Annotated in this window: 19 protein-coding genes; 9 read left to right on the top strand and 10 right to left on the bottom strand. The window is 68.8% G+C overall.

Annotation, left to right across the window (positions count from 1 at the left end; genetic code table 11):
- Positions 1-32: 32 nt before the first annotated feature.
- On the bottom strand, positions 33-3,680 hold the full coding sequence (locus tag VGB75_00490; GenBank protein ID HEY0165492.1) for an amino acid adenylation domain-containing protein: 3,648 nt from the start codon (positions 3,678-3,680) through the stop codon (positions 33-35).
- Entirely contained in the window at positions 3,677-5,083 is a 1,407-nt protein-coding gene (locus VGB75_00485) for a serine hydroxymethyltransferase (protein HEY0165491.1), read from the bottom strand. The genes VGB75_00490 and VGB75_00485 overlap by 4 nt, the downstream gene beginning before the upstream one ends.
- Before the next feature lie 316 nt (positions 5,084-5,399).
- Here VGB75_00485 and VGB75_00480 point away from each other — a divergent pair, with 316 nt between their 5' ends.
- A complete protein-coding gene (locus tag VGB75_00480; GenBank protein ID HEY0165490.1) occupies positions 5,400-5,735 on the top strand; it encodes a DUF2087 domain-containing protein in 336 nt (111 codons plus the stop codon).
- On the top strand, positions 5,732-6,895 hold the full coding sequence (locus VGB75_00475; protein HEY0165489.1) for an aminotransferase class I/II-fold pyridoxal phosphate-dependent enzyme: 1,164 nt from the start codon (positions 5,732-5,734) through the stop codon (positions 6,893-6,895). The genes VGB75_00480 and VGB75_00475 overlap by 4 nt, the downstream gene beginning before the upstream one ends.
- A 958-nt stretch (positions 6,896-7,853) precedes the next feature.
- Here the strand turns inward: VGB75_00475 and rsgA are convergent.
- The 4 genes from rsgA to VGB75_00455 form a co-directional block, all read right to left on the bottom strand.
- Entirely contained in the window at positions 7,854-8,885 is a 1,032-nt protein-coding gene (gene rsgA / locus VGB75_00470; GenBank protein HEY0165488.1) for a ribosome small subunit-dependent GTPase A, read from the bottom strand.
- Between the two features lie 9 nt (positions 8,886-8,894).
- Positions 8,895-10,217, bottom strand: coding sequence for a 3-phosphoshikimate 1-carboxyvinyltransferase (aroA, locus tag VGB75_00465; GenBank protein ID HEY0165487.1), 1,323 nt, complete (start codon positions 10,215-10,217; stop codon positions 8,895-8,897).
- Positions 10,218-10,257: 40 nt separating this feature from the next.
- Complete coding sequence (locus VGB75_00460; protein HEY0165486.1) at positions 10,258-10,503, bottom strand: DUF6158 family protein; 246 nt, start codon at positions 10,501-10,503, stop codon at positions 10,258-10,260.
- A gap of 151 nt (positions 10,504-10,654) precedes the next feature.
- Positions 10,655-11,407: an SOS response-associated peptidase gene (locus tag VGB75_00455; GenBank protein ID HEY0165485.1), complete on the bottom strand. Its 753-nt coding sequence runs from the start codon at positions 11,405-11,407 to the stop codon at positions 10,655-10,657.
- 241 nt (positions 11,408-11,648) lie between these two features.
- Here VGB75_00455 and VGB75_00450 point away from each other — a divergent pair, with 241 nt between their 5' ends.
- On the top strand, positions 11,649-12,263 hold the full coding sequence (locus tag VGB75_00450) for an alpha/beta family hydrolase (GenBank protein HEY0165484.1): 615 nt from the start codon (positions 11,649-11,651) through the stop codon (positions 12,261-12,263).
- Between the two features lie 65 nt (positions 12,264-12,328).
- Positions 12,329-14,095 (top strand): AMP-binding protein, encoded by a 1,767-nt coding sequence (locus tag VGB75_00445; protein HEY0165483.1) that lies wholly within the window; start codon positions 12,329-12,331, stop codon positions 14,093-14,095.
- Here the strand turns inward: VGB75_00445 and ybaK are convergent.
- Positions 14,085-14,561, bottom strand: coding sequence for a Cys-tRNA(Pro) deacylase (ybaK, locus tag VGB75_00440; GenBank protein ID HEY0165482.1), 477 nt, complete (start codon positions 14,559-14,561; stop codon positions 14,085-14,087). The two genes, VGB75_00445 and ybaK, sit on opposite strands and share 11 nt — an antisense overlap.
- An 82-nt stretch (positions 14,562-14,643) precedes the next feature.
- Here ybaK and VGB75_00435 point away from each other — a divergent pair, with 82 nt between their 5' ends.
- The 4 genes from VGB75_00435 to rsrA all read left to right on the top strand — a co-directional run bounded on the left by VGB75_00435 (position 14,644) and on the right by rsrA (position 16,637).
- The gene (locus tag VGB75_00435; protein HEY0165481.1) at positions 14,644-14,859 is read left to right on the top strand and encodes an RNA-binding S4 domain-containing protein; all 216 of its coding nucleotides are present in this window, start codon (positions 14,644-14,646) and stop codon (positions 14,857-14,859) included.
- Between the two features lie 115 nt (positions 14,860-14,974).
- Positions 14,975-15,514: a hypothetical protein gene (locus VGB75_00430; protein HEY0165480.1), complete on the top strand. Its 540-nt coding sequence runs from the start codon at positions 14,975-14,977 to the stop codon at positions 15,512-15,514.
- Between the two features lie 227 nt (positions 15,515-15,741).
- Positions 15,742-16,356 (top strand): sigma-70 family RNA polymerase sigma factor, encoded by a 615-nt coding sequence (locus tag VGB75_00425; GenBank protein HEY0165479.1) that lies wholly within the window; start codon positions 15,742-15,744, stop codon positions 16,354-16,356.
- Positions 16,353-16,637 (top strand): mycothiol system anti-sigma-R factor, encoded by a 285-nt coding sequence (gene rsrA / locus VGB75_00420; GenBank protein HEY0165478.1) that lies wholly within the window; start codon positions 16,353-16,355, stop codon positions 16,635-16,637. The genes VGB75_00425 and rsrA overlap by 4 nt, the downstream gene beginning before the upstream one ends.
- A gap of 306 nt (positions 16,638-16,943) precedes the next feature.
- On the opposite strand, the gene VGB75_00415 is transcribed toward rsrA, so the two are convergent.
- Positions 16,944-18,641: a sodium:solute symporter gene (locus VGB75_00415; GenBank protein HEY0165477.1), complete on the bottom strand. Its 1,698-nt coding sequence runs from the start codon at positions 18,639-18,641 to the stop codon at positions 16,944-16,946.
- A 389-nt stretch (positions 18,642-19,030) separates the two neighbouring features.
- On the opposite strand from VGB75_00415, the gene VGB75_00410 reads away from it, so the two are divergent.
- A complete protein-coding gene (locus VGB75_00410; protein ID HEY0165476.1) occupies positions 19,031-20,530 on the top strand; it encodes a PAS domain-containing sensor histidine kinase in 1,500 nt (499 codons plus the stop codon).
- 14 nt (positions 20,531-20,544) lie between these two features.
- Here VGB75_00410 and VGB75_00405 read toward each other — a convergent pair whose 3' ends face one another.
- Together VGB75_00405 and VGB75_00400 are read right to left on the bottom strand one after the other, a co-directional pair.
- Positions 20,545-20,796, bottom strand: coding sequence for a WhiB family transcriptional regulator (locus VGB75_00405; protein ID HEY0165475.1), 252 nt, complete (start codon positions 20,794-20,796; stop codon positions 20,545-20,547).
- Between the two features lie 653 nt (positions 20,797-21,449).
- The gene (locus VGB75_00400; protein HEY0165474.1) at positions 21,450-22,370 is read right to left on the bottom strand and encodes a diacylglycerol kinase family protein; all 921 of its coding nucleotides are present in this window, start codon (positions 22,368-22,370) and stop codon (positions 21,450-21,452) included.
- Positions 22,371-22,463 lie beyond the last annotated feature (93 nt).

Raw genomic sequence — 22,463 nt, 5'->3', positions numbered from 1 at the left:
GTCACCGGGCCAGACCGGCGCCTCCCAGCTGCCTAGGCGTGTCCTGGCCGCGCGGCGGGCGCCGCTAACGGCAGCGCGAGATCGGTTCGGTAGGCGCCCGCAGTCAACTGGGCGGCCACCTCCCGGAATCGCTCGGCGATGGCCACCACACCCTCAGCGTCATGGCACCGCGCGTCGTACTGGACGATGAGCCGTTCCATCTCGACGAGCAGCGTCAACGGGTAGTTCCCTATCCCGGACGTGTGGATCTTCCCGAGGCCGAGGGCGTCGTTGCCCGGGCCGGCCGCGGGGAAGGACTGGCACACCACCAGGGTGTCGAACAGGCGAGTGGCGTCGACGGCCTGGTGAATGTCGATCAGGCCCAGGTGCTCGTGCGCCAGCATGCTGACCTGGGCGCTCGCCAGCTGCGTGAACAGGTCGGCGATGGACTGCTCGGGGTTCAGGCGAACCCGCATGGGAATCGTGTTGATGAGCATGCCCACCATGGACTCGACCCCTGCCAGCTCGCCGGGGCGTCCGGAGACCGTGACCCCGAAGACGACGTCGGCCCTGCCGGTGAGTTCGCCCAGCACGATCGCCCAGGCGGCTTGAGCGATCGCGCTCCGCGTGGCCAGTAGTCGGTGATCGGGAACCAGCTCGTGGCGCCCGATCGCGATGATCTCCTCACGCATGTCTGTCGGCTCGGTCAGGTCCAGTCCGGGCGCGAGCAGCGTCGGCCCGTCAAGGCCGCTCAGCCGGTCCTGCCAGGCCTGGATGCTCGCGGTGGGATCCTGTTGTCCCAACCAGTGCAGGTAGTCGCGGAAGTCGCCGGGCGGCGGGAGCTCGACCCCGGCGTACAGCTCCGCCAGCTCCCTGGCCATCACTCCCTCAGACCAACCGTCGTAGAGCAGGTGGTACGCGGTGAGCACCAGCAGCGCTCGGTCGGCCTCCAGCGAGATCAGCGCGAAGCGGAGCAGGGGCGGGGAATCCGGGTCGGGCAGCAGGCCACGTTCCTCATCCAGCAGCTGGCCGAGCGCGCGGTCGCGGTCAGCGACGTCGAGGTGCGTGAGGTCCACATGCCGCCATGGCGGCTCAAGAGCGCTCAACACGACCTGGGCCGGTTCATCGGCCACGTCGGAGACGAAGGCCGTCCGCAGGCTGGCGTGTCTGGCGACGAGCCGGGCGCAGGCGTCGCGGACCCGGTCGGGAGCCGGCGCGCCGGTCAGCTCGATCTTCGTCTGCAGCCGGTAGGAGCCACCGTTGTCGTCGTCTTCAAGCAGCAACTCGAACAGGATGCCCGTCTGCAGGGGTGTCAGCGGCCAGATCTCCACCAGGTCCGGATAGCGGTCAGACAGCTCGTCGCGGTCGGCTTCTTCCACCTGGTCGAAGACGGCCGCCGCACGCTCGGGCGATGGGCTGGGCTGCGTGGTCACGGCTGCCGCCGCCAGGGCCGCGACCGTGCGCAGCTCGAGCACCTGCGCGGCGGTGATGACGACACCGCGCGCCTTGGCCCGGCTGACGAGCTGGATGGCTCGGACGCTGTCGCCGCCGAGGAACAGGAAGTCGTCGTCGACGCCGATGGGCTGCCCGTCCAGAAGCTCGCTCACGATGTCTGCCAAAACCCGCTCGACCGGGGTGCGCGCGGCCTGCCAGGGCGACCGGTCGAGGTCGGGAGCGGGCAGCGCGGCCCGGTCCACCTTGCCGTTGGGGCTCAGCGGCAGGCGGTCCATCACGACCACGTGCGCCGGGACCATGTAGCCCGGCAGGCGTTCGGCGGCCAGGTCGATCAACTGCTCGGGCGCGACCGCGCAGGAGAGGACCACGTACGCGACCAGCTGGTTGTTCCTGGTCGCCAGCGCGACTTGCTGCACCTCGGGGTGGCTGGAGAGCACCGACTCGATCTCGCCCAGCTCGATCCGATGGCCGTTGATCTTGACCTGGAGGTCGATACGCCCGAGCAGCTCGATCAACCCGTCCCGGCCGTAGCGAGCCAGGTCCCCGGTCCGGTAGAGCCGCTCGCCGCGAATCTCGCCGAATGACCAGTCGAGGAATCGCTCCGCGGTGAGCTCTGGTTGATCGAGGTAGCCCCGGGCCAGCCCCGTCCCGGCAAGGTAGAGCTCTCCGGCCACACCTGGCGGCACGGGCTGGGCGGCCTCGTCGAGGATGTAGGTGCGCTGATTGGCCATCGGGCGGCCGTAGGGGATGGATGTCCAGGCGGGGTCGATGTCCTCGACCTCGAAGATGGTGGAGTGGATCGACGCCTCTGTCGCACCCCCCATCACGGTGACTCTCATGCCCGGGCTGGCGTGGCGGGCCCGGTCGGGAAGCGTGAGCGGCACCCAGTCACCGCCGAGCAGGGCCAGCCGCAGCGACGGCAACGAGGCCGGAGAGCTCACCTGTTCGGCGTGATCGGTCAGCAGGCCCAGCAGCGCCGGGGCGGAATTCCATATCGTGACCCGCTCGTCAGCGATGAGCTGCGCCCAGTGCGCCGGATCCCGGGTCCGATCCGGGTCCGGGATCACGACGGTCCCGCCGGCGGCGGTCAACCCGAGGAACTCGAAGATCGACATGTCGAAGCTGGGTGAGGACAGCGCGAGCACCGAGTCTGCCGCTCCGATGCCGTAGCGCGTGATGAGGTCCTCGAGGTTATTGGTCACCCCCCGGTGCCGCAGCGCGATCGCCTTGGGGGCCCCGGTCGATCCGGAGGTGTGGATGATGTAGCACAGGTTCTCGGGCCCAGCGACGGGCTCTGGGTCCGTCGGCGGCTGGGCGGCCAGCAGCTCGGCGTCGCGATCGAGCAACAGCTGTGGCGTCGTCTGGGCGTCGAGGTCGCCTGCCAACCGACTGTCGGTGATGATGAGCGCGCAACTGGAGCCGGAGACCATGGTGGCTACGCGCGCCTGCGGGTGATGCGGGTCGATCGGGACGAACGCGCCCCCAGCCTTGAGCACTGCCAGCATGCCGATGAGAAGGCCCGGTGAGCGCCCCAGGTAGATGCCGACGCGGACGTCTGGCCCGACCCCGCGCGTGCGAAGGTAGTGCGCCAGGCGGTTGGCGGCGCTGTTGACCTCGGCGTAGGTCCACCGCCGGCCTTGATGAACCACGGCGATGGCCGCCGGTTGGCGCCCCGCAGCCGCCACGAACGCCGTGTGCAGGCAGGCGTCGTCCTCGCGTGGGCGCTCGGTGTCATTCCACTGCCTCAGCATGGTGTGGAGCTCGGCGTCGGACATGAGCCTCAGCAGCTCGATCGGCCGCCGCGGCGCGCTGGCCGCGTCGGCGGTGAGCGTGCGTAGGTGAGCCAGCAGCTGATCGGCTGTCACCGCGTCGAACAGCGCGGGGTCGTAGTGCAGCTCGACCGCCTGCTGACCGACGTCCAGCAGCAGCTCGCACCCCTCGTCCCTGACCGGGGGAGGCCCCTCGACTCGCGGGAGCTCGGCCACGACCGCTGAGCCCGTGACCGTGTACCGCGTGATCTGCGCGCCGTGGGTGAGGCTGATCCTGCTCTGCCTGGTGTAGCGAAACAGCAGGGCGGCGAAGCAGTCGAGCAGGAACTGGTCCGGAACTTCCACGACCGAGTCCCGCGGCATGCGGGCCACCGCCGTGCACCGCGGCACGTGACCGGCCGAGCGCGGCCTGTCGGTGGGGACCAGGACGGGAGGCCACTCCTCGTGCTGGGCGTCCGCTGCGGTAGACACGCTCACCGATCTGACTCCTCGTACAACGGGTACCGAGCGCACAGGTGCTTGACTTCCGTGCTCACCGCGCTTGCCGTCCTCGCGTCCACGAGATAGCCGTTGTCCGAATCTGCCACCGTGGTGCTGAGGACCGCGTCGATGAGTTGGGCGCACTTGGCCATGGCCTCTGGTCCCATCCCGCGCTGGGCTGCGATGTTGGTCCCGAGCCGCAAGCCGCTGGTAACCAGGGGCGGCTTGGTGTCTGCCGGGATGCGGTTGCGATTCACCAGGATTCCGCAGCTCTCCAGCGCGCGCTCTGCGGCCACTCCGGTCAGCTGATGCTCGGACAGGTCGATCAGGACCATATGGGTGTCGGTGCCTCCGGTCACCAGCGGGTACCCCAGCTGCGCCAGTGCCGTGGCCAGGGCGTGGGCGTCCTGTCGGATGAGCTTGACGGTGCGCGCGAAGTCGGGCTGGGCGGCCAGGTCGAACGCGCGTGCCTTCGCCGCGATCGAGGAGGGATTCGGCGTCCCCTGCACGCGCGGAAACACCGCGCGTTGCATCGCGCCGGCCAGCGTCCCGCGACCGCTCGGGCCAGGTGCGGACGCTTCTTTTCCGATGAGGATCAACCCGCCTCGGGGGCCGCCGAGCTGCTTGTAGGTGCTGGTGGTGGTGACGTGCGCCAGGTCGATCGGGCTCGGGTGCTCTCCGGCGACCACCAGGCCCGCGATGTGTGAGATGTCGGCGAGCAGGTAGGCGCCCACCGAGTCTGCGATGGCGCGAAACCGCTCGAAATCCAGCGTCCGCGGGTAAGCGCTGCCGCCGGCGATCAGCACCTGAGGGCGATGAGCCTGCGCCAGTTCGGCCACCTGCCCGAAGTCGATGCGCCCGGCGCGATCGAGTCCGTAGTGGACGGCGCGGTAGTGCTCTCCGGTGACCGAAGCCGAGGAGCCGTGGGTCAGGTGACCGCCGGAGTCGAGGTCGAGCCCGAGCAGCGTGCCCTGCGAGGGCACGAGGGCGGCGAGCACCGCGAGGTTCGCTGACGAGCAGGAGTGCGGTTGCACATTGGCGTACTGCGACCCGAACAGCAGCTTGGCACGCGCCACCGCGAGGGTCTCGACGGCGTCGAATTGCTGCGTTCCGGAGTGGTAGCGAGCGCCCGGGTAGCCCTCGGCCGTGACGTTGGCGAGCGCGGCGGCGCCGGCGGCCAGGACCGAGGGGTGTGCGACGCTGGCGGAGGCGATCAGGGCAAGAGTGTCGCGTTGGTAGTCCACGTCGTCGTCGAGCATGGCTGCGAGCGCGGCGTCCTCGCGCCACAGGCTGCGCAGCCCGGCGCGCACCAGGCGCGCTTGGCTGCTGGAGGTGTGCTCGTCGTCAGTGACGCGCACGTCCTCCGGGCTGCTGTGGATCGGGTCGCGAAGCTCCGTCATCGGCCCAGCCCACCCATGGGGCTGCCGACTGGAGACGCCTGCTCGGCAACGGCCGGCGCCCTCCTGACCTGCGGCGCTGTCATAACCTGCGGCACTGTCATGACCTCCGGCAGGAAATGGTGTCACGGGGAGTGAGGGGCAACTATCCGGTTACTGTACAACGCGGTACAAGACCCCCGAATGACTTCGAAACCCTTCTAGGGGTTCGGTAATCGTTCGCCGTCGTCGCCACCCGCTTGTCCGGGGATCTGCCCCCCTGCGCCTAGGTCCGGCTTGCTAGGCCCATCAGCTCACGGCCAGCAGCTATCGTCGCCGGGTGACACAGGGCCAAGCCGGCGTGGACCGGGCACGGGCGCTGGCCGATCCGGCGTCTTTCGACGAGATCGCCGACCCCGGCCTTCGCCGGGTGTTGCGTGCCTACCTGGTGCGCGGGCGGTTGCCGGTGGTGCCGCGGGGCGGCGCCAAGCGCAGCCTGCTGCTGGCCTACCTGGCGACGGCCTTCGAGCCCGGCGTGCGCTATCCGGAGTCGGAGGTCAACTCGATCGTGGGGACCTGGAACCCGGACGTGGCCGCGCTGCGCCGTTACCTTGTGGACGAGGGGCTGCTGGCCCGGCAGGACAGCGTGTACTGGCGATGCGGGGGGTGGGTGTGAGCGGTCTGACGGGTCCCTCAGCGCGTTCGGCGGTGGCGCCGTTCTACGTGATGCAGCTCTTCCAGGAAGCGGAGTCCCGGCGGGCGCTGGGGCTGCCGGTGTACAACCTGGCGATCGGCCAGCCGGGCACCCCGGCCCCGGCGGTGGTGCGCGAGGCGGCCCGGCAGGCGCTGTCAGAGCACCGGCTCGGTTACACCGGCGCGCTCGGGCTGCCGCAGCTGCGCGAGGCTATCGCCGAGCACACCCGGGCCTGGTACGGCGTCGACGTGCCGCCGGCCAACGTGGTGGTCACCACCGGCTCCTCCGGCGGCTTCCTGGCGGCGTTCCTGGCTGCCTTCAACGCCGGTGACGTGGTCGCGATGCCCCGGCCCGGATATCCCGCCTACCGCAACATCCTGGCCAGCCTGGGATGCGTGGTCCAGGAGTTCGAGTGCGGCCCCGACCAGGGCTACACGCCGACGCTGGCGATGCTGCAGGCGCTGGACCCGACGCCAGCAGGGCTGATCCTGGGCTCGCCGGCCAATCCGACCGGCGCGATGGTGGCGCCGGACCGGATCGCCGAGATCGCGGCCTGGTGCCGGGCCTCGGGCGTCCGGCTGGTCTCCGATGAGATCTACCACGGCATCAGCTACGCCGGCCCGGGCGCCAACGCCTGGCAGTTCGACCGGTCCTCGATCGTGGTGAACTCGTTCTCCAAGTACTTCTCGATGACCGGCTGGCGGGTGGGCTGGCTGCTGGCGCCGGACGAGCTGCTGGACGCGGTGGACCGGCTGGTCGCCAACTTCACCATCTGCCCGCCGACGCTGTCGCAGCTCGCGGCGCTGGCGGCCTTCGACGCGCACGCCGAGCTGGAAGCCAACGTGGCCCGCTACGCCGAGAACCGGGCGTTGCTGCTGCAGGCGCTGCCGGCGATCGGCCTGGACCGGCTGGCGCCGGCCGACGGGGCGTTCTACGTCTACGCCGACGTCTCCGACTACACCGACAACTCGCTGGTCTGGGTGCGCCACGTGCTGGCCGAGACCGGGGTGGCGCTGGCCCCGGGGTTGGACTTCGACGCGGTCGAGGGCCGCCGGTTCGCCCGGCTGTCCTTCGCCGGCGACCTCGTCGAGATCGAGCAGGCCGTCACGGTGCTGGGCAAGTACCTGCAGGCCGGCGGCTGACTGATAGTCCAGCCAGGAAGCGGAGCAACAACTTAAAGTAAGCAGACCTGTGACCGCAAGCGGGAGCTTGATGAATGGCGATCAAAATTCCAACTCGCGCGCCACCATCTTCGTCGCTGATGAACAAGTGTCGTATTCGGCGGACTAGTGTCATGATGCTGTGACACAAATGGCGTAACATGCAGATGGACGACGGTTACGGTGGTCGTCGGCTCGATGCAACCGTATCGCGCGCTTAGGAAGCCGCATCTAATTTCGAGTTTTGCAGTGTAGAGGGTATGCGAAGGTCATAAGCTCTCGCCGACATTCTCTTGTTAAACTTAACCCCGTGCAGAGAGTACCCGAACGCTGCGGCCATGCGGTTATTTGTGACGTTATGCGTATTCCAATCTGGCTTCTTTGCTTGCCGTACGCAGTCGCCAAGGTAAGCGAGGACGTGAAAGGAAAGATTCACCAGCTCAGTTTCCTTAGCGCATAGGAGGAACACCCGATCCTGCAAGTCTGAAACTTTCTTGAGGCTAGACTTCATTGTTGCGTCATTAGTAGAATCGCCTGCGTCGAGTACTTGGTACAGAGCTTCAACTTCACTCAGGTACGCCGAGAACAGCTGTAATTTTTCACCTCGGAGCCATTTTTGGTACTCACTTAGTCTGCTATACCATGCCAGGGCAATACCGGAGATTGTGGCAAGGCAAGCGCCTAGAAGACCTGCTAGTAGTGCGCTCAACGTTCCTCCTTTGGCGGGATGTCACGTTAGCATGTTTAAGTAAAGGGTCGTCGCTCTTAGTTTTGTATTGGAGCGGCGTTCCTTTTACGTACCGTAGTCATGTAGTGGCAGGGAGTGCCAACGTTCCGTTTTTACGCCAGGTACGCTTCGGCTTTCCAGGCGAATTGACGTTGATGCCTTACAACGCATTCAGCTGCTTGCCAGCGGCGAGTGGACAGAACTCGGCGGTATTCAGGGCAGCGGGATCGCGCCGCCGAGGTCCTTGCGGCTGACCAGCAGCCGCCGGTAGGCCTCCAGCCTCGCCGGAGTGGAATGCCCGGCCGCCACCCAGGCGTCGAGCCTGCAGCCGTCGGCAGCCGTCAGGTGCTCGCAGCTTCCCGGGCACTGCGCCGCGCCGTCCTCCAGGTCGGGAAAGGCCCACAGGACGTCGTCGGCGCTGACGTGCGCCAGCCCGAACGAGCGCACCCCGGGAGTGTCGATGACCCAGCCGTGGGCCGGCTCGGGCAGTGCCAGTGCGAACACCGAGGTAGAGGTGTGCCGACCCTTGCCCGCCTCGCTGACCACGCCGGTGCTGCGGGCAGCGCCCGGCACCAGGGCGTTCACCAACGTCGACTTGCCGACCCCGGAATGCCCGACGAAGACCGTGACGTGGGAGTCCAGGACCGCCCGGATCGGCGCCAGGTCAGCCCCGCGAGAGGTCACGATGGCGGGGATGTCGAGCTCGGCGTAGTTGTCCAGCACCTGCTCCGGCGAGGCCAGATCCGCTTTGGTCAGCAGCAGGATCGGCTCCAGGCCGGCGGTCAGGGCGGCGACCACGCACCGGTCGATCAGGCCGTAGACCGGCGGCGGGTCGGCCAGCGCCGTCACGATCAACAGTTGGTCGGCGTTGGCCACGATCACCCGCTCGTACGGGTCGTTGTCATCGGCGGTGCGCCGCAGCACGGTCTGGCGCGGTTCTACCCGGACGATCCTGGACAGCGTGTCCGGCGCTCCGGTCAGGTCGCCGACCACCGCCACCCGGTCCCCGACGACGATCGCGGTGCGGCCCAACTCGCGGGCCCGCATCGCGGTCAGCAGCACGTTAGCGCCGTCGGGGCCGCCGTCGAGCAGCACGGTGAACCGGCCGCGGTCGACGGTGACCACCATCCCGGTCGAGGCGTTCTCGTGCGCCGGCCGCTGCTTGGTGCGGGCCCGGCTGCCGTGCCGGGTCGGCCGGTTGCGGACGTCGTCCTCATCCAGCCGCCTGGTGTCGCGCTGCGCCATCGTCTCGCGCTAGCCCGCGGCTCGGGCCGGCGAACCGGGGGAGAGCAAGCGCTGCCACATGCCCGGAAAGTCTGCCAGCGTCTTGCTGGTGCAGCCGATGTCCTGCACCTCGACGCCGGGAACCACCAGTCCGAGCACCGCGCCGGCCTGTGCCATCCGGTGGTCGGCGTAGCTGCGCCACAGCCCGCCGTGCAGCCTCGCCGGGCGCAGCCTCAAGCCGTCCTCGGTCTCGGTGACGTCTCCGCCCAGCCGGTTCAGCTCGGTCGCCAGCGCCGCCAACCGGTCGGTCTCATGGCCGCGGATGTGGGCCACTCCGCTGATCACCGACTCGCCGTCGGCCAGCGCGCACAGCGCCGCCAGCACCGGTGTCAGCTCGCTGGCCTCGTGCAGGTCGGCCACCAGCGGCCCGATCCTGCCGTCGCCGGTCACCGTCAGGCCGGCCTCGCCGAGCGTCACCGTGGCGCCCATCGAGCCGAGCAGGTCGGCCAGCAGGACCCCCGGCTGGCTGGTGCTGGCCGGCCACCGCGGCACCGTCACCGAGCCGCCGGCCACCAGCGCCGCCGCCAGGAACGGCGCGGCGTTGGACAGGTCCGGCTCGATGACCTGGTCGGCCAGGTCCAGCGTGCCGGGCGCCACCAGCCAGCGGTTCGCGACGTCGGTGTCGATGCTCGCGCCGGCGCCGCGCAGCGCCGTCACGGTCATCTCGATGTGCGGCAGCGAGGGCAGGCCGGACCCGACGTGCACCAGCTCCAGGCCCTTGTCGAACCGGGCGCCGGCCAGCAGCAGCGCCGAGACGAACTGCGAGGACGCGGCGGCGTCGATTCGCACCCGGCCGCCGGGCAGCGACCCCGCGCCGCGCACCGTGAACGGCAGCGCCGCGCGGGCGCCGTCGCTGATCACCGCGCCGGCCTGGCGCAACCCCTCGATCAGGGCGCCCATCGGCCGGACCCGGGCAGCCGGGTCACCGTCGAAGTGGCTGTCGCCGGCCGCCAGCGCGGCCAGCGGCGGGACGAACCGCATCACGGTGCCGGCCAGCCCGCAGTCCACCGGGCCGCCGCGCAGCGTGCCGGGCACGATCAGCCAGTCCGCGCCGTCGTCGTCAACCCCGACTCCCAGGCTGCGCAGCGCTGTCGCCATGAGCACCGTGTCGCGGGCCCGCAGCGGGGCGGTGATCCGGGTCGGGGTGGCCGACAGCGCGGCCAGCACCAGGGCCCGGTTGGTCAGCGACTTCGAGCCGGGCAGCTCGATGACAGCCGCCACCGGCTCACGGGCGGTCGGAGCGATCCAGGGGTCGCCGGGCGGGCCGGCCGCGCCTTCGGTGGGAGAGCTCATGCGGTCCGGCACGGCCGGTGACACCGCCGCACGGCGGTGATCAGTCCTGCCCGGCCTCTCGGCGGCTGCCCGCTCGGGTCCGGCGCGGGTCCGGGGCGCTCTCCTGCGGAAAGCGGGTCAGGAACTCACCCTCCAGCTCGAGCATCCGCCTGGTGTGGTGCTCCAACGCGTCCTCGCTGCCGCCCAGCAAGGTGTCGTGCCGGGTGTCGTGCAGATGCTTGAGCTCGCGGCGAAGATCATCGTCGGCGAGCGCTGCCGGCTCGATACCGTGCGGGTGCGCTGACATCAAAGCTCCTTTGGCCTCAGGTGCGATCTGGCAGCCGACTGCCCGGCGCCAGTACTCCGCTGCAGATTATGCCTGCGGGCCCAGTCGCGGGCGCGTCGCGGTCACAGCCGCAGGCGCGTCGCGGTCACAGCCGCAGGCGCGCGTCCCGGTGTCACAGCTGCAGACGCTCCTGCTCGGGCAGCTCGACGGGCTGGATGAGCTCAGGTCCGTCGTTGCGGACATTGCCCACCGCCGGTGACACCACGTAGGGCTCCAGTCGGGCCTCCGGGATCTGATCCAGGATCCGGCGCGCCGTCGCCGGGTCATCGCTGGAGCAGTCGAGCCAGGCCGCCTGCAGCTCCGGCGGCACCAGCACGGGGTTGCGATCGTGGATCTCACCGAGCAGGTCGGTGGCCTGCTGAGTGATGATCGTGCAGGACCACAGCCAGCGGTTCGGGTCGTCCTCTGCCAGCGTCGGGTCGCACCACAGCTCGTAGAGCCCGGCCATCGCGAGCAGCCGGCCGTCGGGATCATGCAGGAAGTACGGGACCTTGCCGTGGTCGGTCTTCTGCCACTCGTAGTAGCCCGCGGCCGGCAGCAGGCACCGACGGCGGGCCGCGGCCTTCTTGAAAGCCGGCTTCTCGGTCACCGTCTCGATCCGGGCGTTGATCATCCTGGCGCCGCCCTTGGGGTCGGGGGACCAGCTGGGCACCAGGCCCCAGCGCAGCGTCCGGAGTTGGCGAACCGGCTTGGACGGCGCCGCCTGCTCGGCGGGCTCCTTGGGGGGCCGCTGCAGGACCGCCCGCACCGGATCGGTGGGCGCGACATTCCACGAGGGCCGCAGCTCGGCGCCGACCACCTCCTCGACGTCGAACTCCGCGAGAAGATCGGCCGTCGAGGCCGAGCTGACGTAGCGACCGCACATGCACCGATTGTGCCTCACAACCGCTGGCCGCAGCCGCTGCGTGCGCCGCGGGCCGCAGCTACGTGCGCCGCCGGCCGCAGCCGCGTGCGCCGCAGGCCGCAGCTACGTGCGCCGCCGGCCGCAGCCGCGTGCGCCGCCGGCCGCAGCTACGTGCGCCGCCGGCCGCAGCCGCCGGCCGCACCCGGCCACGGTTCTAAGCTGCACCCATGAGCCGCACCGCCCAGACGCCTCGCGGTGAGAAATGCCCCGTCTGAAGATCGCGACCCCGGTCGGGGAGGCGGTGGTCGACCTCGATCCCGCCGCTGGCGCCAGGACGGTGCTGGTGATCGGCCACGGCGCCGGCGGCTCGGTGGAGGCGCCCGACATCCTGGCCGTTCGCAAGGCCTGCCTGGCCGCCGGGATCAGCGTCGCCCGGGTCACCCAGCCGTATCGGGTGGCGGGCAAGAAAGGGGTGCCGCCGATCGGCACGCTGGATCAGGCCTGGCGGGCGGTGATCGCCTCGCTCGGCCGGCGCAAGGCGCTGGCCGGCCTGGACTTCGTCTACGCCGGCCGCTCGTCCGGCGCCCGGGTCGCCTGCCGGTGCGCCGCCGACGAACTGACCAGGCCGCGGCCGATCGGCGTCGTGACACTGGCGTTCCCGCTGCACCCGCCGGGACGTCCGGACAAGTCCCGGCTGCCGGAGCTGGCGGCGCCGGCGGTTCCGGTGCTGGTCGTGCAGGGCGGCAACGACCCCTACGGAATGCCCGAGCCGGCGCCGGGGCGCAGGGTCGAGCAGATGCCCGGAGATCACGGGCTCAAGCGTGACACCGCGCGGATCGGCCAGCTGGTCGCAGACTGGGTCCAGACGCTGAGATGACAACGACCCCACGCCGTGCCAGAGTCGGTCGAGCCTGAAGCTCGTACTCGGAGACCGGAGAGAGCATGAGCGACACCACCGGCGTCGATGAGTTCCTAGCCGCCCGTGACCTGCTGCTGAACGCTCGCGGGGACTACGCCACCGCCTACCGGCAGTTCAGCTGGCCGCGGCCGGAGTGGTTCAACTGGGCCTTGGACTACTTCGACGGGGTGCTGGCCCGGCAACAGCCAGGCCAGGACGCGCTGCGGCTGATCGAGGACGACGGCAGCCAGGGCCGCTACACCTTCGCGCAGCTGTCCGACAGCTCATCCCGGCTGGCCGGCTGGCTGGCCGCGCACGGGATCGGCCGCGGCATGCGGGTGCTGCTGGTGCTGGGCAACCAGGTCGAGCTGTGGGAGTCGATGCTGGCCTGCATGAAGCTGGGGGCGGTGATCATCCCGGCCACCACGCTGCTCTCACCGGCCGACCTGGCCGACCGGTTGGAGCGCGGCGCTGTCGGAGCGGTCATCAGCCGCTCGGACCTGACGGCCGGCTTCGGCTCGGCGCCCGGCGGCCGCGTCGCGGTGGCGGTGGGCGAGCCGGTGCCCGGATGGCTGGACTACGCCGAGGCCGCCGGCTTCGACCGGCCCTACCTGCCCGACGCGCCGACCGCCGGGACGGACCCGCTGCTGCTCTACTTCACCTCGGGCACCACCGCCCAGCCCAAGCTGGTGGAGCACACCCATCTCAGCTATCCGGTCGGGCACCTGTCGACGATGTACTGGATCGGGCTGCGGCCCGGCGACGTGCACCTCAACGTCTCCTCGCCCGGGTGGGCCAAACACGCCTGGTCGTGCTTCTTCGCGCCCTGGAACGCCGGGGCCACGGTGGCGCTGTTCAACTACGCCCGCTTCGACGCCGCCCGGATGCTCGATGTGCTGGGCGAGGCCGGCGTCAGCACCTTCTGCGCGCCGCCGACGGTCTGGCGGATGCTGGTGCAGCAGGACCTGGGCAGGTGGCAGCTGTCGCTGCGCGAGGCGGTCAGCGCCGGTGAGCCCTTGAACCCCGAGGTGATCGAACGGGTTCAGCGAGCCTGGTCGCTGACCATCAGGGACGGCTTCGGCCAGACCGAGACCACCGCTCAGATCGGCAACCCGCCCGGCGAGCCGGTCAAGCCCGGGTCGATGGGCCGGCCGCTGCCTGGCTACCGGGTGGTGCTGGCCGATCCGGTCACCGGCCAGCGGCTGGCAGCTCCAGCTGAGGGAGCATCGCAGCGAGGAACGAGCGAGGAGCGGACTGAAGTGGCAGCTCCAGCCGGCGCCGAGGGCGAGATCTGCCTGGAGCTGTCCGAGCGCCCGGTGGGCTTGATGGTGGGCTACCGCGGCAACGCCGAGCGCAACGACGCCGCGATGGCGCACGGGCTCTACCACACCGGTGACGTCGCGACGATGGACGAGGACGGCTACATCACCTACGTCGGCCGGACCGATGACGTGTTCAAGTCCAGTGACTACCGGATCAGCCCGTTCGAGTTGGAGAGCGTGCTGGTGACCCACCCGGCGGTGGCCGAGGCCGCCGTGGTGGGCGCCCCTGACCCGATCCGGCTGTCGGTGCCCAAGGCCTTCGTCACACTGGCTCCGGGCCACTCGCCCTCGGCCGAGCTGGCCGGGCAGATCCTGGCGTTCTGCCGGCAGGAGCTGGCGCCGTACAAGCGGATCCGCCGGTTGGAGTTCGCCGAGCTGCCCAAGACGATCAGCGGCAAGATCCGCCGGGTAGACCTGCGCGAGGCCGAAACCGGACGCGGCGAGCGGCGAACGGCCGGGGAGCACCGCGAGGAGGACTTCAGGCCGTAGCGATCGGCGTGGTGCTCGCGCCGCTGAGCCGGAGCAGGTCGGCCGGGGCCAGCTCCACCTGCAGCCCGCGCTTGCCGGCCGAGACGAAGACGGTGTCGAAGCCGGTGACCGAGGAGTCCACCAGCACCGGCATCGGGCTCCTGTGCCCCAGCGGGCTGATCCCGCCGAGGACGTAGCCGGTGGCTCGCTGGGCCTTGGCCGGATCGGCCAGCTCGGCCCGTCGGCCGCCGGCGGCGCCGGCCAGCGCCTTGAGGTCGAGCCGGCTGGCCACCGGGACGAGAGCGCACACCAGCCGGCTGTCGACTGCCGCGACCAGGGTCTTGAACATCCGCCGCGGGTCGACGCCGAGTTGGGCCGCCGCCTCCTCGCCGTAGGAGCCGGCCCGGCTGTCATGGGCGTAGGAGTGCAGGGTGTAGTCGACCCGGGCTCGGTCCAGCGCGACGGTCGCCGGTGTCCCACCGCTCATAGCTAGAAGATCCTGCCAGTCATAGCTAGAAGATCCTGCCAGGCTGGAGCGGGCGGAGCTGGAATAGGAGGAGGATGGCCTCATGCGCGAGGTGCACACATCCAAAGGCTCCGGCGAACCGATCCGGCTGGGGCAGTTTCTGAAGTTGGCCGACGCGGTCGAGCTGGGCTCGGACGTCAAGCTGCTGCTCGGTGCGGGCAGCGTCGAGGTCAACGGCGAAGTCGAGACCCGGCGAGGCCGGCAATTGATTCCCGGCGACGTGGTGAGTGTGCGCGGTGAGCGACTGGTCGTGCACTGACAGTTGGCTGTTGCCCCAAGTTGCCGGATAGCGGATGATCCCCATGTAAAGAAAGGCGGTTTGCCTTTCGGAATGGGTGGCTGAAGTCGGCCGCCACGGGGGAACGGACACGCACTTGACCCACAGCATCGGCCTGTCCTATTCGGGCGGCCTGGCCCGCGGTTGGGGACATCGAGCGCCTCAACTGCTCAGCGTCGCCATCATGGGCGCCATCGCGCTGGGGGTGCAGCCGATCACGCCGACGCCGCTGACGATGCTCACCTCGCTGGCGCTGCTTGCCTTCGTGGTCATCACCTGGCTGTTCATGCGGCAGCACGACCGGCGACTGTGCGAGCGCTGCGCGGCCTCGATGCCGCTCAATGCCGCCGAGATCGCCGCCCGGTTCGGCCGCCGCTTCCGCTTGGCGCACGCCGGCGGCAACCCGTGGGTGATGGTTCCCTACCTGATCGTCCTGGTGGGGTCGAACTTCTTGACCGGGGCCGCCGGGCGGATCGGGTGGGCGCTGGTCCAGGCCACGATGATCTACCTGATCATGGCTCACACCACCCACCGCAGGCTGCAGCCGTGGTGCCCGCAATGCTCGGGCGGCGGTGGCGGTGAACGCGATCATGTGGATGAGCCCGACCTGCCGCGCGGGGACCGACTCCTGATCTGAGCGAGCCGTGGGAATGGATACGGCACGGGTGCGCGTTGCAGATCATCGAACCCCGCGTTATGGGGAGTCTGGAAACGCCCGTCAAGGAGCAAGCCGTGCTCGTAGTGGATCGCCTACCCCCGCGAGGCCCCCTACCTCTGACCGGGCACCCCGTCAGCCTGACTGCACCCGTAAGCTCACAGATGCCGGACCCCTTCGGTCCGGCGCTTCGGGCGAGGGGAACTGTGGTGGCTGAGGAGACTGTCGAGGAGCGTCGAGCCCGGTTTGAGCGTGACGCCTTGCCGTTTCTCGACCAGTTGTACGCCGCCGCGATGCGGATGACCCGCAACCCCGCCGACGCCGAAGACCTGGTCCAGGAGACGTTCGTCAAGGCATTCGCCGCCTTCCACCAGTTCCACGAGGGCACCAACCTCAAGGCCTGGCTGTACCGGATCCTCACGAATTCGTTCATCAACACCTATCGCAAGAAGCAGCGGCAACCGCAGCAGTCCAACTCTGACACGATCGAGGACTGGCAGTTGCATGCGGCTGAATCGCACACCTCCAGTGGGTTGCGCTCGGCCGAGATGGAAGCCCTGGACCACCTGCCCGACTCCGACGTCAAGGACGCACTGCAGTCCCTGCCGGAGGAGTTCCGCCTCGCGGTCTACCTCGCCGATGTCGAGGGCTTCGCCTACAAAGAGATCGCAGAGATCATGGACACGCCGATCGGCACCGTGATGTCCCGCCTACACCGTGGTCGTAAGCAACTTCAGGTGCTGCTGGCTGACTACGCGCGTGAGCGTGGGCTGGTCAAGACAGCCACCTCGACGTCCCAGAGCGCCGAAGGAGAACACTCATGACGGGCTTTGGTCCCGGCGGCATGGACTGTGAAGAAGTCCTCGCCGACGTCTATCTGTACCTCGATGACGAGACCGACGGTGACGTGCGGCAGCGGATCCGCCTCCACCTTGACGGTTGCGCGCCGTGCCTGCGCCAGTTCGGCCTCGAGCAGGACGTGAAGGTGCTGGTGGCACGCAGCTGCGGCGGGGACGTCGCCCCCAGCAGCCTCAAAGCCCGGATTCGGATTCGCCTGCAGCAGGCGGCTAACGACGCCAGCCACCGGGAGTACCGAGCCGAGTGAGCGCGGACTAGCCCGCCGCCGTGTGAGCGCCGACTAGCCCGGCCAAGTGAGCGGCGACTAGCGCGGCCGCTGACTAGCCCGCACTGAGTGAGCGGCGACTAGCGCGGTCGCTGACTAGTTCGCACTGAGTGAGCGGCGACTAGCGCGGCCGCCTACTAGTCCCGCCGCCGTGTGAGCGCCTACCAGCGGCCGCTGACTGGCTCGGCCGCCCGAGTCAGCCGACTAGCACGGCCAAGGTGATGGAAAACGCCTGGCCCCCGGGTCGCAACCCGGGGGCCAGGCGTTTGTTTGTGCTGTGTGCCTTGGCTAACCGCGTACCCCGCCGGGCACCGGCAGGCCACCCTCGGTCCCCGGCAGCACGGCCACCTTGGCGTCGCTCTCGGAGTAGTAGTCCTCATAGGTGGTGTCATCGACACCCTCTGGCGCCTTCATCGCCCGCAGCACCAGGGTCAGCAGCACGGTCACCAGGATGTTGAGCACCAGCGCGGTCAGGGCGATGTAGACCCTGGTGTCGGTAAACGGGAAGTTCGCCAGCGAGCCGCCGAAGTGCTGGGTGACAGCCGACTTCTGGTTGTAAGCCGTGATCGTTCCGTAGGTCATGCCGACGGCCCAGCCGGCCAACAGCGCCCACCTGTGCAGCCACCGGGTGTAGAGGCCGACCACGATCGCCAGCAGGGTCTGCAGAATCCAGACCCCACCAAGCAGCTGCATGTTGATGGCGTTCTGCTTGTCCAGCAACAGCACGAAGATCAGCGCGCCGAACTTGACCGCCAGAGAGGTGTACTTGGCGGCCTGCGCCTCCTGCTTGTGGGTCGCGTGAGGGGCCAGGAACTCTTTGTAGATATTGCGGCTGAACATGTTGGCAGCAGCGATCGACATGATCGCGGCCGGCACCAGCGCGCCGATGGCGATGGCCGAGTAGGCGATGCCGGCGAACCAGCTCGGGAATTCCTCGCGGAAGAAGTGCGGCACCGCCAACTGCGGATTCGGCTTTCCGTCGCTGCCGATGACCGAAGTCTTGGACGCGATCGCGGCGTAACCGAGCAGCGCCAGCAGCGCCAGCAGCAGCGAGTAGGCCGGAAGGATCGTGGCGTTGCGCCGGATCACGTTACGCGATTTACCCGACAGCACCGCTGTGATCGAGTGCGGGTACATGAACAGCGCCAGCGCTGAACCCAACGCGAGTGAGGCGTAGGCCCAGTAGCTGTTGCTGGCAGGCACGAACACCCCGGTGTTGGCGCCGGTCTTGGGGTTCTTGGTGGCCATCTTGGCCTCGGCCGCGTCGAAGAGGTTGCCGAAGCCGATGTGCACGCCGACGTAGACCACGGCCACCGCGATCACCAGGTAGATCAAGGTGTCTTTGACGAAGGCGATGATGGCGGGCGCCCGCAAGCCGGAGGAGTAGGTGTAAGCGGCCAGCACGGCGAAGGCGATCAGCAGCGGCAGGTCGCGGACGAAGGCGTTGCCGCTGCCGCCCAGCCCGATGGTGTCGATGACTGCCTGGATGCCCACCAGTTGCAGCGCGATGTAGGGCATCGTGGCGAGGATGCCGGTGACCGCCACGGCCAGTGCCAGGTATCGGGAGTCGAACCGGCCTCGGACGAAGTCCGCGGCCGTGACGTAACCCTTGCTGTGCGAGACCGACCACATGCGTGGCATGAAGATGAACACGATCGGGTAGATGAGGATGGTGTATGCCACCGCGAAGAAGCCGGTGACGGCCCCGGTGGCGAACATCGCGGCAGGCACCGCGATGAAGGTGTAGGCGGTGTAGAGGTCACCACCCAGCAAGAACCAGGTGATCACCGTTCCGAAGCTGCGCCCGCCCAGGCCCCACTCGTCCAAGCTGTGCGGGGTGTCGGCCTTTCTCCAGTTGGCAGCCCAGAATCCGCCCACGGTCACAAGGATGAAGAAGAACAACAGGACCCCGAGGGCCACGCCGTCCACCTTCTCGGCGGCCAGGGTCACGCTCTGGCTGGTGGCCGAAGTCGCCAGGGTGCTCATCGATCTCCTCGCTTGCGGTCACGCTGGACGACCTGGAAGGCGCCTGCGGTGCAGAACCCGCACACGATCACCCAAAGCATCTGGTACCAATAGAAGAAGGGAAAACCCCACAACTCAGGACCCTTACGGGCATAGAGTGGCACCCATAGCAGGGCGATGATTGGGAGGGCCAGCAAGACGCCGGCTGCTATCGCAGCGCCGCGTGATAAGCGATGCCTATAGGGATGGGACAAGACGCCTCCTAGGTCGACCGTCGGAATGTAGTACACGATCGGTTTGCCGAGCGGTCGACACGCTATCGCCAAAGACCCTCGCGCGCGACCAAATCCCAGCATTTATAGGGCCCAGTTGACTGATCCGGACGAGGGCTGTGGCACGCTCAGCTCACCATGTCAGCACTGTCGGACCTGCTCGCGAGCCAGACGCAGCTTGATGAGCCGCAGACTGCCCATCTGCAACAGCTGGTAGCGGAGTGGCAGCTGCTGTCGGACCTGTCCTTCGCGGATCTGCTGCTGTGGGTTCCCACCGCGAACGAGGGCGAGTTCCTGTGCGCCGCCCAGTGCCGGCCCACCACCGGCGCCACCGCCTATCTGCTCGACCGGGTCGGCGAGCGGCTGAACGGAAACCGCGCCGCGGCGCTGCAGATCGCGCTGACCGAGTCGCGGATCCTTCGCGAGTCCGATCCGGACTGGGAAGGCGACACTCCCATCCGGCGGGAGGCTATTCCTATCCTGTTCGGGGACCGGCCGGTGGCGGTGCTCGGCCGCGACGGAAATCTGACGAGTTTGCGCAGCCCCAGCCAACTGGAGCTGGCCTACCTGCAAAGTGCCGCCGACCTGGCGTCGATGGTGGCCACCGGCAAGTTCCCGGGCCCGGCGAAGGAACGCGAGGAGGGCGCCGGGCCGCGGGTCGGCGACGGCATGGTGCGCCTGGACGCAGAGGGCCGGGTGCTTTACGCCAGTCCCAACGGCTCGTCGGCGTTTCGCCGGCTCGGCCTCACCGGCAACTTGCTGGGCGCCCGGTTCGGCGACGTGGTCACCGAACTGGCCCGTGACCCGTTCGAGGCCGCCGACCTCAACCAGATGACCGCCGAGGCGTTGAGTGGCGTGCATCCGCTCAGCCGCGAGCTCGACGGCGGTGGCGCGATTGTGCAGTTCCGGGCGATTCCCCTGCACCCGCGCGGTGAATCGCTGGGAGCGTTGGTGCTGTTGCAGGACGTCACCGAGCTACGCCGCCGGGACCGGCAGATCCTCAGCAGGGACGCCACGATTCGGGAGATCCACCACCGGGTGAAGAACAACTTGCAGACCGTGGCGGCGCTGCTCCGGCTGCAGTCCCGGCGGGTGGCCAATCCTGAGGCCCGCACGGCGCTGGAGGAGTCGATGCGTCGGGTCTCGTCGATAGCGCTGGTGCACGAGACGCTGTCCTCGGCCATCGATGAGGAGGTCGCCTTTGACGAGGTGGTCGACCGGCTGCTGGCGATGCTGAGCGATGTGGCCGGCTCTGACGCCCGGGTGCTGGTGCGGCGCGGCGGTAGCTTCGGTCAGCTGCCGGCCGAGTTGGCGACACCGCTTGTGATGGTTCTCACTGAGCTGGTCGGCAATGCCGTGGAACACGGGTTCGCCGGAAACCGATGCGGATCGGTGCAAGTCCTCGGTGAGCGCGCCAGGGGTGTGCTGACCGTTCGCATCCTCGATGACGGCGCCGGCCTGCCCGAGAAGTTCTCTCTGGACAGCAGCGACCGGCTAGGACTGCAGATCGTCCGGACGTTGGTGGAAGCGGAGTTGAACGCCACCCTGGAGCTCAGCGGTCGCGGCTCGACTCAGCCTGGCACTGCTGTGACACTGCGCGTGCCGATCAGCCGGCGAGAGCGAGGCTCTCTCAGCTGACATGCGCAGGTCTTTCAGGACATTCGGGCCCGCGCACGGGCGTTGCGACGCTTGAGGGCGCGTCGTTCATCTTCGCTCAGGCCGCCCCACACTCCGGCGTCCTGACCACTCTCTAATGCCCACGAAAGGCACTCTGACATGACGGGACAGCGACGGCATACCGCCTTCGCTTCTTCGATCTGCATCAATGCCGGACCGGTGTTACCGATCGGAAAGAACAGTTCCGGGTCCTCGTCGCGGCATACCGCGCGGTGACGCCAGTCCATGGAGTCGTTCTCCTCACTTGGCTTGGAAACTGCCGACAGACAAACCTGAACCTGGCAGCAGGTGCTTGTGAATTCTTTCACGAGCTACCGGCTAGTTCAAGGACCAAGCGGCACGTCGGACGTGTGTCACATGGCTCGGTTCTACGATCTGTGGTTCAGCGGACGACAAGAATCCTGTTTCGGTGACGTCCGGTCTCACTTACAAGCCTTGCCCAGGTTCAGCAACAGGGCAAGTCCAAAACGCTCAGTTCCCACAACTGCCTGGCATTCGCACAGCTAAAACACAGCCAGGGGAGTTGATTTCTCGTGATGATCATCAACTGCTGGGCCATTGGCGTCAAGAGCGAGGTTGTAGACACTTGTCCCACAGTGATCGACAGCGTTGTCAGGCGCGGGCCGTAGACACTGATGGTTTATCTAGACGCTGTCTAGCCGTGGCTGGAGCATCGACGCGTCATCAAACTCCACGCGCCGTGAGTCTCACGCGCCGTCAGACCCCACGCGCCGCCGGACTTCACGCGCTGTCAGACCCCACGCGCCGTCGGACTTCACGCCCCGTGAGACCCGCGCGCTGTCGGACTCCGCGCGCCGTCAGACTCCGCGCCGTCAGACTCCGCGCCGTCAGACTCCGCGCGCCGTCAGATCGCGCGCGATCAGACGTAGACCTCTAGCGCCCGCGGCGTGCCTCGGAACCGGACCTGCTGACGTTCGTCGAGGGCGTCGCCGTCCACCTGGAAGGGCAGCGGCCGCTCGGCGCGCAGTGTGAATTCGGTTAGGTCGTGCTCCATCCGGGAGCCGAAGCGTTTGCGACGGTTCGGCGCGGCGATCATCCGCGCGGCTGATAACACGATGCCGGCCACACCCATCCGGGTGCGGGTGTAGACGTCAAGGCCGGTGTCGAAGGATGCGCGCGGAGTGGGCGACACCGGCCGCTCGCCCAGGAACGTCCACGGGTCGCAGTTGGTCACGAGCGCGAGGTAGATGCCTGACACGACACTGCCGTCGGGAAACTCCAAGGTGATGGCGGGGCGACGCCGGTCCTGCTCGAAGTACGTCCGCACGGCGGTGCGGACGTAGAGCGCGTGGGTCGAGGTGCGCCCGCGCCGACGGTGGGCCTCCACTGCGGCGACCACCGCGGCGTCATAGCCGAGGCCGGCGGCGAACACGAACCAGCGGTCATCTGCCTGGCCCAGGCCGATGTGCCGACGCCGGTCGGCGCTCATCGCGTCGATCAGCACGGAGGTGGCCTCGAACGGGTCGTTGGGCAGGCCCAAGGCGCGGGCTACGACGTTGGTCGAACCGCCGGGCACGATGCCGAGCCGGGGGACGCCGGGATGCACGCCGTCGGTCAGCAAGCCGTTGACGACCTCGTTCACCGTGCCGTCCCCGCCGAGGGCCACCACGACGTCGACTCCGTCGCGCATCGCCCGGCACGCCAGGGCCGCGGCGTGCCCCCGGTTAGCCGTCTCCTCGACCTCGAGCTTGGCGTCGGCGGCCAGCGCGTGCACGAGGACGTCCCGCTGGCGCACCGTGGTGGCGGTGGCGCGCGGGTTGGAGATGACCAGGACTCGCACCGCCTGACTGTACCGCTGCGCCGATGCCGATCAGCCGCTGCCGCGACCTCGCGACCGGCTCGCCCGACTACGGGGTGTCGATCCTGCCGCGGT

The organism is Jatrophihabitans sp. (genome assembly GCA_036399055.1).
In the GTDB taxonomy this organism is placed as follows: domain Bacteria; phylum Actinomycetota; class Actinomycetes; order Mycobacteriales; family Jatrophihabitantaceae; genus Jatrophihabitans_A.
This window is presented reverse-complemented; position numbering and strand designations above follow the sequence as displayed.

Bases quoted from the DNA above. Each gene is read 5' to 3' on its own strand.
- VGB75_00450 (HEY0165484.1), top strand. From the start codon at position 11,649: ATGCCCCGTCTGAAGATCGCGACCCCGGTCGGGGAGGCGGTGGTCGAC.
- VGB75_00415 (HEY0165477.1), bottom strand. From the start codon at position 18,641: ATGAGCACCCTGGCGACTTCGGCCACCAGCCAGAGCGTGACCCTGGCC.
- VGB75_00485 (HEY0165491.1), bottom strand. From the start codon at position 5,083: ATGACGGAGCTTCGCGACCCGATCCACAGCAGCCCGGAGGACGTGCGC.
- rsrA (HEY0165478.1), top strand. From the start codon at position 16,353: ATGACGGGCTTTGGTCCCGGCGGCATGGACTGTGAAGAAGTCCTCGCC.
- VGB75_00460 (HEY0165486.1), bottom strand. From the start codon at position 10,503: ATGTCAGCGCACCCGCACGGTATCGAGCCGGCAGCGCTCGCCGACGAT.
- VGB75_00445 (HEY0165483.1), top strand. From the start codon at position 12,329: ATGAGCGACACCACCGGCGTCGATGAGTTCCTAGCCGCCCGTGACCTG.
- VGB75_00410 (HEY0165476.1), top strand. From the start codon at position 19,031: ATGTCAGCACTGTCGGACCTGCTCGCGAGCCAGACGCAGCTTGATGAG.
- VGB75_00435 (HEY0165481.1), top strand. From the start codon at position 14,644: ATGCGCGAGGTGCACACATCCAAAGGCTCCGGCGAACCGATCCGGCTG.
- aroA (HEY0165487.1), bottom strand. From the start codon at position 10,217: ATGAGCTCTCCCACCGAAGGCGCGGCCGGCCCGCCCGGCGACCCCTGG.
- VGB75_00455 (HEY0165485.1), bottom strand. From the start codon at position 11,407: ATGTGCGGTCGCTACGTCAGCTCGGCCTCGACGGCCGATCTTCTCGCG.
- rsgA (HEY0165488.1), bottom strand. From the start codon at position 8,885: ATGGCGCAGCGCGACACCAGGCGGCTGGATGAGGACGACGTCCGCAAC.
- ybaK (HEY0165482.1), bottom strand. From the start codon at position 14,561: ATGAGCGGTGGGACACCGGCGACCGTCGCGCTGGACCGAGCCCGGGTC.
- VGB75_00405 (HEY0165475.1), bottom strand. From the start codon at position 20,796: ATGGACTGGCGTCACCGCGCGGTATGCCGCGACGAGGACCCGGAACTG.